Source organism: Methylophilus sp. Leaf416 (genome assembly GCF_001424665.1).
Taxonomy (GTDB): Bacteria; Pseudomonadota; Gammaproteobacteria; order Burkholderiales; family Methylophilaceae; genus Methylophilus.
This window is the reverse complement of record NZ_LMQS01000001.1, coordinates 165,830-180,275: the sequence shown is the minus strand read 5'-3', so window position 1 is coordinate 180,275 and position 14,446 is coordinate 165,830. Positions and strand designations below refer to the sequence as shown.

Genomic DNA, 14,446 nt, shown 5'->3' with positions numbered 1-14,446 from the left:
TGATGATCAATGACTGGTTTTTCTGGGCAGCACTTTCAGCCTGCTTTGCGGCCCTCACAGCTATTTTTGCTAAAATCGGTATCACCGGCGTTGATTCTGATTTGGCTACTTTGATCCGCACGCTGGTCATCACCGCCGTGCTTGCACCCTTTGTCTGGTTTGCAGGTAAATGGAGCAATCCGTTCACCATGCCGGCGCGCTCATTATTATTCATAGGCTTATCCGCTGTCGCGACAGGAGCCTCTTGGATATGTTACTTTCGCGCACTGCAATTGGGCGAAGCTTCGAAAGTGGCGCCAGTCGATAAATTCAGCCTGGTGCTGGTCGCGTTATTTGCCTTCCTGTTCTTGGGCGAACGCCTTTCTGCGCGAGATTGGCTAGGTGTCGCGTTGGTAGCTATGGGGGTACTGGTGCTGGCGTTTAAACGTTAAGCTGTTGAGTGTATTGGTAGACGGTATTGCAGATATTTTTCATAGAGTAAGCATCAAAGCCACACAAGCAAAAGTTTGCGACGATGTCAAAATCGATAACTGGAATTAATGGCAACATTGTCATGGAATAACATATGTTACGTGGATTGATTTACGGCCTGGCCGTTTTGCACCTTGGGCCAGGTTTTGCATTTGCGGTAATGGCTTTTGGCTGTGATACTGTTAACCCCTTATTGGCTGAAGTTTGCCAGCAGGATACTTTTGCAGTATTTATTAAACTGACACTAGTGGCATGGGCAGTGATGATTGCTGCATTATTACTGAAAATAATGATTACAAATTGGATGAATAAAAAATAATATATTATTGATTTATGTAGTAAATTTAAAATTTATATAATCGTTTTATAAACTTTTTTCTGTGCTTGCGACTCGTATGTAAGTATAAGAATGGAGAACCTTGTTTTGCTTTATCAACCTCATCGATTGTTAATCCGACCACTTTTAAAATCCACATTATTTACCCTCTGTTGGCTGATACTCAGCTTGAATATGCTTGCACCGAATGTACAGGCTGCTGATGATGTGGTGCCAAGATTACTGCTATCCGGCAGTGAAGCTGCGCAAGCGGATAAAGATGCTAACAAAGAGCCTGAGCCACCAAGAATCAGCTCGGTGTTTGGCACACAACCCCTAAAAGTTTATAAGCTCCCTTTTGAAGACCAATATCCAAGTGGACCGTTTGAGCGCCTGGATAAACATTTATTTTTGTTTATCAGCAAGTGTGGTGATGTATATTTTGTTCGCCAGAATGAAACCATGGAGCTGGTTAAGCCCGGCAAGCAATTGGCAAAATTTATACCTGGCGGTGATACTTCGGCAGATGAGAGCAGCAGCAAGCAACTCGTTTATTGCAAAGAGCTTTCTGGCGTCAAAGACTCACTGCTGATTGGCAAAACCCTCTATGTCGCCTATACGGCCTGGGATGAAGTAACCAACGGTGTGCGCCTGGCAGTGAGCGAGTTTGCGGTGGATGTTGAAAATAGCGAGGTTAGCTTTGACCGCGAGATTTATATCAGCCGACCAGCCATTAAAGAACCGATTCTCGGTCACCAGGTGGGGGGCAAGCTGGTGTTGGGGGAAAATGAACGTACCTTGTACTTAAGCATAGGTGATTTTTCCAAACCTGACCGCGTGCAGGACAAAACTACTTCTCTTGGTAAAGTCATGCGTATTGACTTGCAGCGTTTGAATACAGAAGTATATGCCACCGGTTTCCGCTCACCTTCAGGCGGCCTGTTTTACGACAGGGAAAGTAATGAGTTGTGGTTAACCGATCACGGTCCGCGTGGTGGGGATGAGATCAACCTGATCAAGCGTGGCAAAAACTACGGCTGGCCAATAGTCAGCTATGGCACGATTTATGAGCGTGATGGCATGAGTGGCTACTACGGCAACAAATTTAATAGCCACGAGGGACATGAGAAGCCGCTGATGACATTTGTGCCTTCGATTGGGATCGGCCCACTCGCAAAATATCCGAAAACCGGTCGCAACGATTTCTGGGATAACGATTTTTTTGTCGCCGGTATGGGGAATACCACTTTGTACCGCGTTCGCCGTGAAGGCACGACGCTAGTATATGCAGAGCCGGTATTAAGTGATTACCGAATACGAGCCATCCAGATTGATGCTAACGGCACTTTTTACTTGAAAACTGACCATAATCAATTGCTTATTTCAGAGCAGGAGTAATTTTTATGGATGCTGCGCTGCAACCTGGCCTGAGATATCAGCACCAGTTCCTGGTACCTGTTTCAAAAACTGTTCCGGCGTTATACCCGGAATCCGAAGAGTTTCAGGTGATGCCGGAAGTGTTTGCAACAGGTTTTATGGTTGGCTTTCTGGAATGGGCATGTATCAAGGCGATACAGCCTTATCTTGATCAGCCACATGAGCAAACTGTGGGCACGCATATCAATGTCAGTCATCAGTCGCCTACGCCACCTGGATTAACCGTCACTGCTACTGTTGAGCTCATCGAAATAAATGATCGAAAATTAGTATTCAAGGTAGAAGCGCACGATGACATTGACCTGATTGCTACAGGCACCCATGAGCGTTTCGTGGTTCTCAAAGACAAATTTGATGCGAAAGTTGCAGCCAAGAAAGCTTTGCTGCATCAAACCAATAAGGCATAAGTTGATTAAAACATTTTTGTTGTTTGCACTGACCGCAGTGACTGAAATTGTAGGATGCTATCTGCCTTATCTCTGGTTGAAAGAGGGAAAAAGCATGTGGTTGCTGGTGCCTGCAGGCATTAGCCTGGCGGTGTTTGCGTGGCTACTGACATTGCATCCTGCGGCAGCTGGACGTATCTACGCGGCTTATGGCGGCGTTTATATTGGCGTGGCAATCATCTGGCTGTGGCTGGTAGAAGGTATACGTCCGACCGGGTGGGATATTGTCGGTGCCGGTGTAGCAATGTTGGGAATGGCTATCATTATGTTTTCACCAAGACAACTCTGAAGTCAATTTCTCCACCAGGCTGCTAGTTATATTTAAGATAATAAATTTTGCGCTTACTTATTCTTTTATGGACGTTACCTACCACGCTGATCGGTATGCTGGCTGCAGGAGTCTGGATGTTATTTGGCGCAAAAGCGCGTCTTGCACATGGTGTAGTTGAGGTGCATGGCGGCAGGTTCGCATACTGGATGATGCGTCGCGGATTCGCGGCGATGACGCTTGGGCATGTAATATTGGGTTTCTCAGCCACAAGGCTTGAGCAGCTACGTCCGCATGAACATGTACATGTGCGGCAGGCTGAACGTTGGGGGATTCTGTTTATCCCGGCTTATTTGTTAGCGGGACTTTGGCAGGGGTTGAGAGGGCGGCATATTTATTATGACAATCCTTTTGAGCTGGAAGCTTTCGCGATGGATGCACTGGTAGCAAAGACCAACACCCATAAAAAGGTTTGAGTCACTACCAAACAAAAAAGCGCCATAAGATTGGCGCTTTTCGGTATCCGGCGAGACTTTAATCAATTACTGGTACAGGCTTTCCCAGAATTTCCACCAGACTTTTTCGTCTTCGTTGATTTTTCCGGTAATCATAGGATTTTCCGGATAGTTTGTTTTGAGTACACGCAAGGTGTCCTCTTTAAGGTCATCGAGGCCCATAGCGTCGTAAGCGCTGATCATCGTTACCAGTGCTTCTTCAACAGCACTTGAGTTAGGATAGGTTTCCAATACATATTTGGTGCGGTTAACCGCTGCGACATACGCTTTACGTTGCATGTAATAACGGGCTACGTGCATCTCATGCATAGCCAGTGTATTGACCAGGAAAATCATACGCTGCGTGGCATCTTTCACATAGCGGCTATTGGGAAAGCGTTCGACCAGTTCCTTAAACGCATTGAATGACACGCGCAATGTTTTCGGGTCGCGATCATTGATTTCCTGTTTGGTGTATTTTTCGATAACGCCGCGTTCGTTAAAGGTGGCCAGGCCTTTCAGGTAATAGGCATAGTCGAGGTTAGGGTGGTTCGGGTGCAGTTTGATAAAGCGGTCAACGGCAGAAAGGCATAACACCGGTTCGCTTTTCTTGTAATAAGCATAGGCCACTTCAAGTTGTGCCTGGGTGGCATAAGCACCGTGCGGATAACGCGCTTCCAGCTTTTGGAAGTACTCGATCGCCTTATCGTAGTTTTTATCCACCATTTTTTCTTGGCCGGCGGCGTACAGGCGTTGCTCAGGCCAGCCTTTTGTTTCATCAAGCGGATTGGGATCACCAAAAATAGCGCAAGCGCTTAAGGTAAGCGCGGCGATGAAAATAAAAGCACGCGTGAGCAGGGCGTTAAGCGGTAAAATGCGAAGCATGTTGTTCAATATCGTTATATATAAGGAAACTCAGGGCATTATAACTGATGCCGTTTGAAAATATGAAAGAAAGCGCTTCCTTACAGCTGGTCGTGCCTACCAACCTTGGTGGGCAGCGGCTGGATCTGGTGTTGCAGCAAATGCTGCCTGACCATTCACGTAGCCGGTTACAAGGCTGGATCAAAGAAGGCCTGGTGCTACTTGATGACAAAGCACCAACCGCCAAAACCAAAGTGTGGGGAGGCGAGAGCATTACCGTCACGCCACCAGTGAACGTGCAAGACAACGCATTTGAACCCGAAGATATTCCGCTGGATATTGTTTATGAAGATGATGCACTGATTGTGATCAACAAGCCAGCCGGACTGGTGGTGCATCCTGCTGCAGGGAACTGGAGCGGCACCTTACTGAATGCTCTACTGTTCCACCGGCCGCAACTTAAAGAGGTGCCACGTGCTGGTATTGTGCACCGGCTGGATAAAGATACCAGCGGCTTGCTGGTCGTGGCGAAAACACTAGAGGCGCAAACCAGCCTGGTGCGCCAGTTACAGGCGCATACGGTCAAGCGTGAATACCGTGCGATTGTCTGGGGCCAGCTCTGGCGCAACGGCAAAGTAGATCAGCCCATAGGGCGCCATCCACACCAGCGCGTCAAGATGGCGGTGATACGCCGCGGTAAGTCTGCTGTAACGCATTACCAGGTATTGGAACGTTTTGGGACCAATACCTATCTGCGCTGCAATCTAGAAACCGGGCGCACGCACCAGATCCGCGTGCATTTACAGCATTTAAAAGCGCCCATGGTGGGCGATCCCTTGTACGGCATCGGCAATATCATCCCGCATAAAATGATGTCTGCAGAATTGCGTGCGGTGATTGGCGATTTCAAACGCCAGGCCCTGCATGCCATTAAACTGGGTCTGACACATCCGGTAACCAATGAACACATGGAGTGGCAAATTGAGCTGGCGGATGATATGCGTGCTTTGCTCGAGGCCATGCGTGCCACCGAAGTGCCAGATGAACCCTTATCACCAGTTGACCTCAATGTTGACGAAAACGGATTGTTTATTGGTAACGATGATGAAGACTGGGGCGATGAAGATCTTGAGGACGACCTGGAAGATAGTGAAGAGTGGGATGATGAAGCGCTGATAGCGGACGAGGATGATGCATAAACCCGAATTTATCATTCCAGATTGGCCTGCGCCTGCGAACGTTAAAGCGTTACAAACGACGCGGGCAGGGGGTATCAGCACCGGCAGCTACGCCAGCCTGAACCTGGGTGATCATGTTAAAGATAATCCATTACACGTGGCGCACAACCGCCAGTCATTAAGCCCGTTTTTACCGACGGAACCGGTCTGGCTGCAGCAGGTGCATGGCATACGCGTAATTGATGCCAGTACTTCGAGTTGCCTTGAAACTGCTGATGCCAGTTTTTCAACGCGCAAAGAAGTCGTTTGCGTGACCATGACCGCAGATTGTCTGCCGGTGTTGCTTTGTGATGAAGCTGGCACTGTCGTTGCCGCCATCCATGCCGGCTGGCGCAGTCTTTGTGATGGTGTCATTAAAGCTGCCGTTGAAGTGATGCCAGGTGAGGCAAGTCATTTAATGGCATGGCTAGGCCCTGCAATCGGTCCGGAAGCCTTTGAAGTCGGCGGTGAAGTACGGCAACAATTTATAGTGCAGGACGCGCAATCAGAAGCTGCATTCCGTCCTCATGGCAATAAATGGCTGGGTGATTTGTATACCATCGCCAGGCAACGTTTGCAGAGTTCAGGAATTACCCGTATTTATGGTGGCGGAAGATGCACCTATAGTGAACCTGAATCTTTCTTTAGCTTCAGGCGTGATGGGGATACCGGGCGCATGGCGACTTTCATCTGGCTGGAATAATCTCCCAGCTTTGCCACATAGCCATTACTCGCAATACAAGTCGTAACAATGCGACTTTTTTTTAGATAAAGCACCTCATGAAAAAACACCTGATTTTTGATCTGGACGGCACTTTGATCGATTCTGCCCCCAGTATCCTGGAAGGCTATGCCCATGCATTCAAAAGCACAGCGACGCCTTTAAAAATGCCATTAAGCAATGATGTGATTGGCCCGCCACTGATTGAAAGCCTTCAATTGCTTTCCGGCCAAGACGATGATGCATTATTGCAATCACTGGCAAAGGTGTTTAAAGAACACTATGACTCAAGCGGCTACCTGAAATCGGTTGTGTTTGATGGTGTGGCAGAGATGTTGCAGCAACTGCATCAGGCTGGCTACAAGTTATACATCGCCACCAATAAGCGATTATTCCCTACCGAAAAAATTGTCAGGCATTTGCAGTGGGATCAGTTTTTCCAGGGTGTGTATGCCCTGGATTATTTTCAGCCTGCACTAAGTCGCAAAGCGGATATGGTTGGCCGTATTGTGCAGGACCTGGCATTGCCGATTGAGGAATGCCTGTATATCGGCGACCGGCTGGAAGATGGCCTGGCCGCAGATGCGCACAATATGGATTTTGTGCTGGTGACCTGGGGCTATGCCGCAGATGCCTCACAAAAAAAACCGCATTGGCACCGCTGTTCGCAAGTGGATGCACTGGCAACCACCATTGCCGACTTAAAAGGATAGGGCCATGGTCAAGAACAGACTTCGACGTCCTTCGGCCAAACCTGTAGACAGTGCAGCTTCATGGCGATGGCAAGACTGGAAAGTCATGTTGCCAGTCACCATATTGACGGTTGTTTTTCTTTACTGGGGCCTGCAACATCAGTGGGATGTCAAAATGCTGGCCGGCGTGGCATTGCTGGTAGGCTTTGTTTCTGGTGCATTTGTGTGGATAGTCGGATTAATCGGTTTGTTACCGGTGATTGGTCCCATCATCGTCAAAGTATTAAGCTTTGGTTTTATCTGGTTGTTGAATGCACTCGGCTATCTGGTTTCGTTTATAGCTATCCGGCGTGGATATTCAAAAGATGTACTGACTTACCGCGGCTTAACCGTGGCCTTAATGTTAGGGATTGTGATTGGTTACGTGATTGCGCAATTCATCTGATCTGAAAGCCTGCATAGAGGATAACTAATTGTTTATGCTCATTTTTGCCATAACTCACGTATAATGCGCGCCTCATTTCCACAAACTATGCATGATTAATTTCCCGACATCATTAACCGCGGTGCTAGCGACCATTTCCCCACTGACTGGCCTGATTCTGGCTTGCCTGGCGGGTGGCGTTTTAAGTGTGTCGATTGCGGCGGTGTTTGCACTGAATGCCAGAAAACATTGGGTACCTTTGCTGGTCAGCTATGCTATCGGTGCCTTGCTGGCGGCAGTATTCCTGGAAATATTACCTCACGCGATTGAAACCAGCCCGAATATAGAGGCGATGACTGCCACCATGCTGTTTGGGATTTTGCTGTTTTTTGCGCTGGAAAAACTGGTGCTTTGGCGCCACTGTCATGGCGAGCATTGCGAAATGCATGCCATGCACGATGAAGCTCATTGTCCGGAGCTCTCTTCAGGGTCAGGCAAGGAACACAAAGTAAAACCTCCGCAAGGGGCTATCAAATTCAGGCCCGTGCTACCCGAATCATCACAGGTGTTAGGTCATCATCACCATCACGATCAGGGCCGTAGCGGCATGATGATTATGATAGGCGATACCTTTCATAACTTTGTTGATGGCGTATTGATCTGCGCTGCATTTATGGTAGATATGCAGGTGGGGTTGGTCACTGCGCTTGCAATTATTGCGCACGAGATTCCGCAAGAGGTAGGGGATTTCCTGATTCTGCTGCATTCCGGCTACAGTAAGCGCAAAGCATTCCTGTTTAATATCGGCTCCAGCCTGGCAACACTGGCTGGCGGTTTAATCGCTTATGCTGGACTTTCCATGGTTGAGCACTGGGTGCCTTACATTTTGAGTCTGGCGGCTTCCAGCATGTTGTACGTGGCGGTGGCAGATTTGATTCCCGGATTACACAAACGTACCGCCTTGCGCGATACGTTATTACAGTTATTATTGATTACATTAGGCGTCGCTTCGGTCGCGGTTACCAAGTTCCTGGTGGAAGGTTAAAAGGTTTAATTTATGCAGACTATGCCTAAAGTAGGTTTTGTTTCACTGGGCTGCCCCAAGGCTGGCTCTGACTCTGAGCGTATATTGACCCAGCTGCGCGCTGAGGGTTACCAGATCAGCAACAGTTATGAACAATCCGATTTAGTGGTGGTGAATACATGCGGATTTATCGATTCCGCCGTGCAGGAATCGCTGGATGCCATTGGTGAAGCGTTGAATAAAAACGGCAAGGTGATCGTAACCGGTTGCCTGGGTGCGAAAAAAGACGTCGTTACCGGCGCGCACCCGAGCGTACTCGCAGTCACCGGTCCGCATGCGCTGGAAGAGGTCATGGGGCATGTGCACACCCATTTACCCAAGCCGCATGATCCCTACACTGATCTGGTGCCGCCACAAGGCGTGCGCCTGACACCCAAGCATTATGCCTACCTGAAAATTTCTGAAGGCTGTAACCACCGTTGCAGTTTCTGCATTATTCCAAGCATGCGTGGTGATCTGGTCAGTCGCCCGATTGGCGATGTGATGAACGAAGCGGAAAACCTGGTCAATGCCGGTGTGTCGGAAATCCTGGTGATTTCGCAAGATACTTCTGCGTACGGCGTCGATATGAAATTCCGTAGCGGCTTCTGGAACGGCAGGCCGGTTAAAACGCATATGACAGCGCTGAGCAAGGCGCTGGGTGAATTGGGTGTATGGATACGCTTGCATTATGTGTACCCGTACCCGCATGTGGACGAAGTGATTCCGTTGATGGCAGAAGGCGCGATTCTGCCTTACCTGGATGTGCCGTTACAGCACGCAAGCCCTCGTATTCTTAAAGCGATGAAGCGCCCCGCCAGTAGCGAAAACAATCTGGCCCGTATCAAAGCCTGGCGCGAAACCTGCCCTGAGATTGCCATTCGCAGTACGTTTATTGTCGGTTTCCCAGGCGAAACTGAAGACGACTTTAAAATGCTGCTCGACTTTATGGAAGAAGCACAACTGGACCGCGTCGGTTGCTTTGCCTATTCCGCAGTGGATGGCGCAACCGCCAATGCACTGGATCATCAGGTGCCGGAAGAAATCAAGAAAGAGCGCCTGAGCCGCTTTATGGAAGTGCAGGAACGTATCAGTGCTGCCAAAGTGGCTGCCAAAGTGGGTAGCCTGCAAACTGTGCTGGTGGATGAACTGACTGAAGATGATGATGGCAACGTGATTGCCATTGCGCGCACCAAAGCGGATGCGCCGGAAATTGACGGTATTGTTTACCTGCAGGACGCTGAGGGTATTAGCCCGGGTGATTTTGTCGATGTACAGATTGTCGATGCACAAGGGCATGACCTGATAGGCGCACCACCTGGGTTTTAATGAGCTGGATAGAAATAAAAATGCCGCAAATTGCGGCATTTTTTATTTGATAGTCCGGCTTAACGCCGTGACTTAAATCCAGTAGTGCTATGGAGTTTGTTATAACTTTATTCTTAAATTATGCAGGTTGGCTGAATTGAGGCCGTTCGCAATCAGCCCGATCAGCAAAAATATCCAGTGTAAAAGGGCAGCGTTTCAGTTTGGATTGGATATTTTTACTTTTATTCGTTTGTGCCAGGTTCACATAAGGCGTCTGGCTTAGCCTGACATAACCTGACTGCAGCAGCTTGTGTTCCGTGGTTTCAAACTGGCTCAATGGGTTATCCATATTTTGCAAGGTGATGCCTTGCTTGTGCACGGCAATCACATGATAAATCACACTGGTTTGACTAGACATGGCGGGTTTGCCATAAAGCTCGCCGACATGAATCTCACCGCTGGAAGAAATAGACTGCATCATGAGCGCATGATAACGCGTTTGCTTCGGCGCTTCAATCTGAGTAATCCAGGTTTGTGGCACAGCATGAGCGGCGTCAGCATGATAAAATAGGCCGCTTAAGTATTTAGAGAGTCATCATGCAACAAGCTGTTAAAACCCGTTTCGCACCCAGCCCAACCGGCTACCTGCATATTGGTGGTGCACGTACCGCATTATTTTCCTGGGCCTATGCCAAACGCCATGGCGGCCAGTTTATCCTGCGGATTGAAGATACGGATGTTGCACGCTCTACACCTGAAGCTGTGCAGGCGATTCTGGATGGCATGGCCTGGCTGCAGCTGGATCATGATGAAGGTCCTTACTACCAGATGCAACGCATGGATACATACAAGGCCATGATTCAGAAAATGCTGGATGCAGGTCAGGCTTATTATTGTTACAGCAGCAAAGAGGAGCTGGATGCCCTGCGTGAAAGCCAGATGCAACAAGGCTTGAAGCCGCGTTACGATGGCCGCTGGCGTCCTGAACCAGGCAAAGTGTTGCCTGAGCCGCCAAAAGATGTGCCACCAGTCGTGCGTTTTAAAAACCCGCAAGAGGGTGTGGTGGCCTGGGATGATTTGGTCAAGGGTCGCATAGAGATCGCTAATGCTGAACTGGATGACCTGATTATTGCCAGGGGCGACGGTACGCCTACGTACAATTTTTGTGTGGTCGTCGATGACTGGGAAATGGGCGTGACGCAGGTAATCCGTGGCGATGATCACGTGAATAACACTCCACGCCAGATCAATATGCTGCTGGCATTGGGTGCGCAGGTTCCACAGTATGCCCATTTGTCCATGATTCTGGGTGATGATGGTCAAAAACTCTCAAAACGCCATGGTGCCGTCAGCGTGATGCAATACCATGATGATGGTTATTTGCGCGAAGCGGTATTGAATTACCTTGCTCGTTTGGGCTGGTCACATGGCGACGATGAAGTATTTGATATGGCACAGTTTTGCCAGTGGTTTGATCTTGACCATATCACAGCGTCAGCCGCGCAATTTAATACCGAAAAACTAAACTGGTTAAATGCGCATTACATTAAAACTTTACCGTTGGAACAGATTGCTGCTGAAGTAAAGCCACGTCTGGCTAAGTTGGGTATCAGCGAGACTCAATCGCCAGATTTAATGGCAGTGCTGAATTTATACCGTGAACGAACGAATAACCTGAATCAGTTGGCACAGGAGATCTTCTTCTTTTACCAAATGCCAGCGATCAATGATGCGGATGCTAGCAAGCATATCCAGCCTGAAACAGCTGCTTACATTGAAAGTTTTCTGGAAAAGGTTAAAGATTCCGACTGGACTGCCGATAATTTACACGATGCCCTGAATCAGGTCGTCACTGAGCAACAGATTAAATTCCCCAAATTGGCCATGCCATTGCGGGTGGCTTTAATCGGGATTGCACAGTCGCCGAGTATTGATCAGGTGATGTCGATTCTAGGCAAAGAAACCTGTTTACAACGCATTCGCGCTTTATTCCCAAAAAAATAAAGCAGAAGCATTGAAATTGGAACAAATTGGTACAATCATAGTCACTGATAGGGATTGGTGTTCTACATAATAAAAACTCCAATATATGATTAAAACAAAGAAGGAGCAACTCGATGAATAATAAAGGCCAAATGCTGCAGGACCCTTTTCTGAATGCTTTAAGAAAAGAGCACGTACAAGTGTCTATTTATCTCGTAAACGGTATTAAATTACAAGGCCAGGTCGATTCGTTTGATCAGTATGTTATTTTGCTGAAAAACACGGTTACCCAGATGGTATACAAGCACGCTATCTCTACCATCGTACCAGCCCGTCCAGTTAGCCTGGGGTCACACGAGCCCGCACAAGAATCTTAATGCATGTTTGATAGACCTAGCGGCGGAGATGCTGTCGTTCTGGTCAGTGTCAACTTTGGTGATGCTGATTACGAAGAAAGTTTACAAGAGCTCCGCCACCTTGCCGGTACTGCCGGATTAAATATTTCTGCTACGCTTGAAGGCAAACGCCAGTCGCCAGACCCTAAGTTTTTTATCGGGTCGGGCAAAGCGGATGAACTCAAAGCATTAATGGCCACATACGAAAGTAAAGTGGCTGCGTTTAATCACGACCTCAGCCCATCGCAACAACGCAATCTTGAAAAGTTTCTGGAAGCCCGTGTGGTTGACCGTACCGGGCTGATTCTTGATATTTTCGCCCAGCGTGCGCAATCGCATGAAGGTAAGTTACAGGTGGAACTGGCACAGTTAGAGCATTTATCTACCAGGCTTGTACGCGGCTGGACTCACCTTGAGCGTCAAAAGGGCGGTATCGGTGTACGTGGCGGCCCTGGTGAAACGCAGCTTGAGCTGGACAGGCGCATGTTGCGGGTCCGTGTCAAACAGTTGCGTGAAAGGCTAGAAAAACTCAAACAGCAGCGTGGCATGCAGCGTCGTGCGCGCAAGCGTTCCAACCTGATGACGGTTTCATTGGTTGGCTACACCAACGCCGGTAAATCCACCTTGTTCAATCGGCTGACACATTCTGGTGTATACGCAGCAGACCAGCTATTTGCGACACTGGACACGACTTCGCGCAAAATGTATTTGCCGGAAGGATATCCCGTCGTGCTTTCTGACACGGTTGGTTTCATCAAACATTTACCCACCACGCTGATCGAAGCCTTTGGCGCCACGCTTGAAGAAGCTTCACAGGCAGATTTATTGCTGCATATTGTGGACGTCGCCAGCCCTAATCGCGACAATCAAATTGAGCAAGTGAATATCGTGCTGAACGAGATTGGTGCCTCGCAAGTGACGCAAATTGTCGTGCTGAACCAGATTGATCGCATGGGTATGTCACCGGGAATCGACCGCGACGAGTATGGTAATATCAGGACAGTACGCGTCTCAGCCATGGATGGTACTGGTATCGAGGATTTACGTCAGGCATTGCTGGAACATCAGCAACATCTGAAGAAACTGAGCACGGAAGAGCGTGCTTACGTTTAACCGGAAAATAAAACACGGAGTAGAGAATGAGAAAGTTTCCAGGCTTTTGGAATAAGAATAACGAGGGCCCGCCCGATCTGGACGAGGTTTTCAAAGATTTGAATCAAAAGCTGAATCGTATGTTCGGTGGTAAGGGCGGGCAGGGTAGCCCTAAGGGTAACTCACCTGCGCCACAGCCTTTGCCAATTGCACCGATTTTAGGTTTGGTGGCATTGATTTGGCTGGGTTCAGGCTTTTACATAGTGGATCAGGGTTCACGCGGTGTAGTGTTGCGCTTTGGCAAACATGTAGAAACGACTACGCCTGGGCCGCGCTGGCATCTGCCTTTCCCGATTGAAACGGTTGAAAATGTAAACCTAGAGCAAGTGCGCACCATCGAATTGGGCTATCGTTCATTTGAAGGTGAGTCTGGCCGTAGTAAAGAGCCGCGCGAGTCTTTGATGCTGACCGATGATGAAAACATTATTGACCTGCAGGTGGCCGTTCAATACAACCTCAAATCTGTAGAGGATTTCCAGTTTAGCAATCGTTCGACTGAAGAAAGCGTACGCGGCATTGCGGAGACTGCTATTCGCGAGATCGCCGGTAAAAGCAAAATGGATTTCGTCCTATATGAAGGCCGTGACGAAGTTGCCGCCAAAGCGAAAAAGCTGATGCAGGAAATGCTGGATAGGTACAAATCCGGCGTGCACGTGGTGAATGTCACCATGCAAAATGCGCAGCCACCCGAGCAGGTACAGGCTGCGTTTGATGATGCAGTGAAAGCCAAGCAAGACCTTGAGCGCCAAAAGAATGAAGGTCAGGCTTACGCCAATGATGTTATCCCTAAAGCGCGAGGAACGGCTGCACGTTTGTCTGAAGAAGCTTCTGGTTATAAATTACGTGTAGAAAATGAAGCCAAAGGTAATGCCGACCGCTTTGAGCAGATTTTGACCCAGTACAATAAGGCGCCGGAAGTGACGCGTCAACGTTTGTATATCGATGCGCAAGAACATATCCTGGCCAATACCAGCAAAGTTTTGGTGGACCAAAAAGGCGGCAACAGCCTGCTTTATTTGCCGTTGGATAAATTGATGGGCGCAAGCGGGGCGGGAGGCAGTAGTAATACTGCACCAGCAGCTGAAAAGCCGGCGCAAGAATCCTCACAATCATCTGATGCCGGTGTTCTGGATCGCACGCGCGATGCCATGCGTAGCCGTGATCGTGAATATCGCTAGTTTGCCCTGAAGGAAAA

General features: G+C 48.6%; 18 protein-coding genes. 16 read left to right on the top strand and 2 right to left on the bottom strand.

Features of this window, described 5'->3' with window-relative positions; genetic code table 11:
- The first annotated feature begins 2 nt into the window (after positions 1-2).
- From ASG34_RS00815 to ASG34_RS00790, 6 genes are all read left to right on the top strand, one after another.
- A complete protein-coding gene (locus ASG34_RS00815) occupies positions 3-431 on the top strand; it encodes an EamA family transporter (protein WP_055825343.1) in 429 nt (142 codons plus the stop codon).
- 134 nt (positions 432-565) lie between these two features.
- Positions 566-790, top strand: a complete 225-nt coding sequence (locus ASG34_RS00810) for a hypothetical protein (protein WP_055825340.1) — start codon at positions 566-568, stop codon at positions 788-790.
- 192 nt (positions 791-982) lie between these two features.
- Positions 983-2,185 (top strand): PQQ-dependent sugar dehydrogenase, encoded by a 1,203-nt coding sequence (locus ASG34_RS00805; protein ID WP_055825337.1) that lies wholly within the window; start codon positions 983-985, stop codon positions 2,183-2,185.
- A gap of 5 nt (positions 2,186-2,190) precedes the next feature.
- The gene (locus ASG34_RS00800) at positions 2,191-2,631 is read left to right on the top strand and encodes a thioesterase family protein (protein ID WP_055825334.1); all 441 of its coding nucleotides are present in this window, start codon (positions 2,191-2,193) and stop codon (positions 2,629-2,631) included.
- Positions 2,579-2,959, top strand: coding sequence for a YnfA family protein (locus ASG34_RS00795; protein WP_200934418.1), 381 nt, complete (start codon positions 2,579-2,581; stop codon positions 2,957-2,959). Before ASG34_RS00800 ends, ASG34_RS00795 begins: the two co-directional genes overlap by 53 nt.
- A 47-nt stretch (positions 2,960-3,006) precedes the next feature.
- Positions 3,007-3,414, top strand: coding sequence for a hypothetical protein (locus ASG34_RS00790; RefSeq protein ID WP_235559624.1), 408 nt, complete (start codon positions 3,007-3,009; stop codon positions 3,412-3,414).
- A gap of 66 nt (positions 3,415-3,480) precedes the next feature.
- On the opposite strand, the gene ASG34_RS00785 is transcribed toward ASG34_RS00790, so the two are convergent.
- Positions 3,481-4,317 (bottom strand): outer membrane protein assembly factor BamD, encoded by an 837-nt coding sequence (locus ASG34_RS00785; RefSeq protein WP_055825328.1) that lies wholly within the window; start codon positions 4,315-4,317, stop codon positions 3,481-3,483.
- A gap of 47 nt (positions 4,318-4,364) precedes the next feature.
- Between ASG34_RS00785 and rluD the strand changes: the two genes are divergently transcribed.
- From rluD to rimO, 6 genes are all read left to right on the top strand, one after another.
- Positions 4,365-5,495 carry a 23S rRNA pseudouridine(1911/1915/1917) synthase RluD gene (rluD, locus tag ASG34_RS00780; RefSeq protein ID WP_055825325.1) on the top strand — a complete coding sequence of 377 codons (1,131 nt, stop codon included), beginning with the start codon at positions 4,365-4,367 and terminating at the stop codon, positions 5,493-5,495.
- A complete protein-coding gene (pgeF, locus tag ASG34_RS00775; protein WP_088178510.1) occupies positions 5,485-6,216 on the top strand; it encodes a peptidoglycan editing factor PgeF in 732 nt (243 codons plus the stop codon). The genes rluD and pgeF overlap by 11 nt, the downstream gene beginning before the upstream one ends.
- A 77-nt stretch (positions 6,217-6,293) precedes the next feature.
- Positions 6,294-6,947 carry an HAD family hydrolase gene (locus ASG34_RS00770; protein ID WP_055825320.1) on the top strand — a complete coding sequence of 218 codons (654 nt, stop codon included), beginning with the start codon at positions 6,294-6,296 and terminating at the stop codon, positions 6,945-6,947.
- Positions 6,948-6,951: 4 nt separating this feature from the next.
- Positions 6,952-7,371: a hypothetical protein gene (locus tag ASG34_RS00765; RefSeq protein WP_055825317.1), complete on the top strand. Its 420-nt coding sequence runs from the start codon at positions 6,952-6,954 to the stop codon at positions 7,369-7,371.
- A 91-nt stretch (positions 7,372-7,462) separates the two neighbouring features.
- Positions 7,463-8,395: a ZIP family metal transporter gene (locus tag ASG34_RS00760; RefSeq protein WP_055825314.1), complete on the top strand. Its 933-nt coding sequence runs from the start codon at positions 7,463-7,465 to the stop codon at positions 8,393-8,395.
- 12 nt (positions 8,396-8,407) lie between these two features.
- Positions 8,408-9,742, top strand: coding sequence for a 30S ribosomal protein S12 methylthiotransferase RimO (gene rimO / locus ASG34_RS00755; RefSeq protein WP_055825312.1), 1,335 nt, complete (start codon positions 8,408-8,410; stop codon positions 9,740-9,742).
- A 118-nt stretch (positions 9,743-9,860) separates the two neighbouring features.
- Here the strand turns inward: rimO and ASG34_RS00750 are convergent, their stop codons facing one another.
- On the bottom strand, positions 9,861-10,202 hold the full coding sequence (locus ASG34_RS00750) for a hypothetical protein (RefSeq protein WP_055827187.1): 342 nt from the start codon (positions 10,200-10,202) through the stop codon (positions 9,861-9,863).
- A 116-nt stretch (positions 10,203-10,318) separates the two neighbouring features.
- On the opposite strand from ASG34_RS00750, the gene gltX reads away from it, so the two are divergent.
- From gltX to hflK, 4 genes are all read left to right on the top strand, one after another.
- The gene (gene gltX, locus ASG34_RS00745) at positions 10,319-11,725 is read left to right on the top strand and encodes a glutamate--tRNA ligase (protein ID WP_055825308.1); all 1,407 of its coding nucleotides are present in this window, start codon (positions 10,319-10,321) and stop codon (positions 11,723-11,725) included.
- A gap of 113 nt (positions 11,726-11,838) precedes the next feature.
- A complete protein-coding gene (gene hfq, locus ASG34_RS00740; protein WP_055825305.1) occupies positions 11,839-12,081 on the top strand; it encodes an RNA chaperone Hfq in 243 nt (80 codons plus the stop codon).
- 3 nt (positions 12,082-12,084) lie between these two features.
- Positions 12,085-13,212, top strand: coding sequence for a GTPase HflX (hflX, locus tag ASG34_RS00735; RefSeq protein ID WP_055825302.1), 1,128 nt, complete (start codon positions 12,085-12,087; stop codon positions 13,210-13,212).
- A 26-nt stretch (positions 13,213-13,238) separates the two neighbouring features.
- Positions 13,239-14,429, top strand: coding sequence for an FtsH protease activity modulator HflK (gene hflK / locus ASG34_RS00730; protein WP_055825299.1), 1,191 nt, complete (start codon positions 13,239-13,241; stop codon positions 14,427-14,429).
- The last annotated feature ends 17 nt before the right edge of the window (positions 14,430-14,446 follow it).

What these genes read in the sequence shown, in the direction of transcription:
- ASG34_RS00815 (WP_055825343.1), top strand. Translation starts at nt 3, where the DNA reads ATGATCAATGACTGGTTTTTCTGGGCAGCACTTTCAGCCTGCTTTGCG.
- ASG34_RS00810 (WP_055825340.1), top strand. Translation starts at nt 566, where the DNA reads ATGTTACGTGGATTGATTTACGGCCTGGCCGTTTTGCACCTTGGGCCA.
- ASG34_RS00805 (WP_055825337.1), top strand. Translation starts at nt 983, where the DNA reads ATGCTTGCACCGAATGTACAGGCTGCTGATGATGTGGTGCCAAGATTA.
- ASG34_RS00800 (WP_055825334.1), top strand. Translation starts at nt 2,191, where the DNA reads ATGGATGCTGCGCTGCAACCTGGCCTGAGATATCAGCACCAGTTCCTG.
- ASG34_RS00795 (WP_200934418.1), top strand. Translation starts at nt 2,579, where the DNA reads ATGCGAAAGTTGCAGCCAAGAAAGCTTTGCTGCATCAAACCAATAAGG.
- ASG34_RS00785 (WP_055825328.1), bottom strand. Translation starts at nt 4,317, where the DNA reads ATGCTTCGCATTTTACCGCTTAACGCCCTGCTCACGCGTGCTTTTATT.
- rluD (WP_055825325.1), top strand. Translation starts at nt 4,365, where the DNA reads ATGCCGTTTGAAAATATGAAAGAAAGCGCTTCCTTACAGCTGGTCGTG.
- pgeF (WP_088178510.1), top strand. Translation starts at nt 5,485, where the DNA reads ATGATGCATAAACCCGAATTTATCATTCCAGATTGGCCTGCGCCTGCG.
- ASG34_RS00770 (WP_055825320.1), top strand. Translation starts at nt 6,294, where the DNA reads ATGAAAAAACACCTGATTTTTGATCTGGACGGCACTTTGATCGATTCT.
- ASG34_RS00765 (WP_055825317.1), top strand. Translation starts at nt 6,952, where the DNA reads ATGGTCAAGAACAGACTTCGACGTCCTTCGGCCAAACCTGTAGACAGT.
- ASG34_RS00760 (WP_055825314.1), top strand. Translation starts at nt 7,463, where the DNA reads ATGATTAATTTCCCGACATCATTAACCGCGGTGCTAGCGACCATTTCC.
- rimO (WP_055825312.1), top strand. Translation starts at nt 8,408, where the DNA reads ATGCAGACTATGCCTAAAGTAGGTTTTGTTTCACTGGGCTGCCCCAAG.
- ASG34_RS00750 (WP_055827187.1), bottom strand. Translation starts at nt 10,202, where the DNA reads ATGATGCAGTCTATTTCTTCCAGCGGTGAGATTCATGTCGGCGAGCTT.
- gltX (WP_055825308.1), top strand. Translation starts at nt 10,319, where the DNA reads ATGCAACAAGCTGTTAAAACCCGTTTCGCACCCAGCCCAACCGGCTAC.
- hfq (WP_055825305.1), top strand. Translation starts at nt 11,839, where the DNA reads ATGAATAATAAAGGCCAAATGCTGCAGGACCCTTTTCTGAATGCTTTA.
- hflX (WP_055825302.1), top strand. Translation starts at nt 12,085, where the DNA reads ATGTTTGATAGACCTAGCGGCGGAGATGCTGTCGTTCTGGTCAGTGTC.
- hflK (WP_055825299.1), top strand. Translation starts at nt 13,239, where the DNA reads ATGAGAAAGTTTCCAGGCTTTTGGAATAAGAATAACGAGGGCCCGCCC.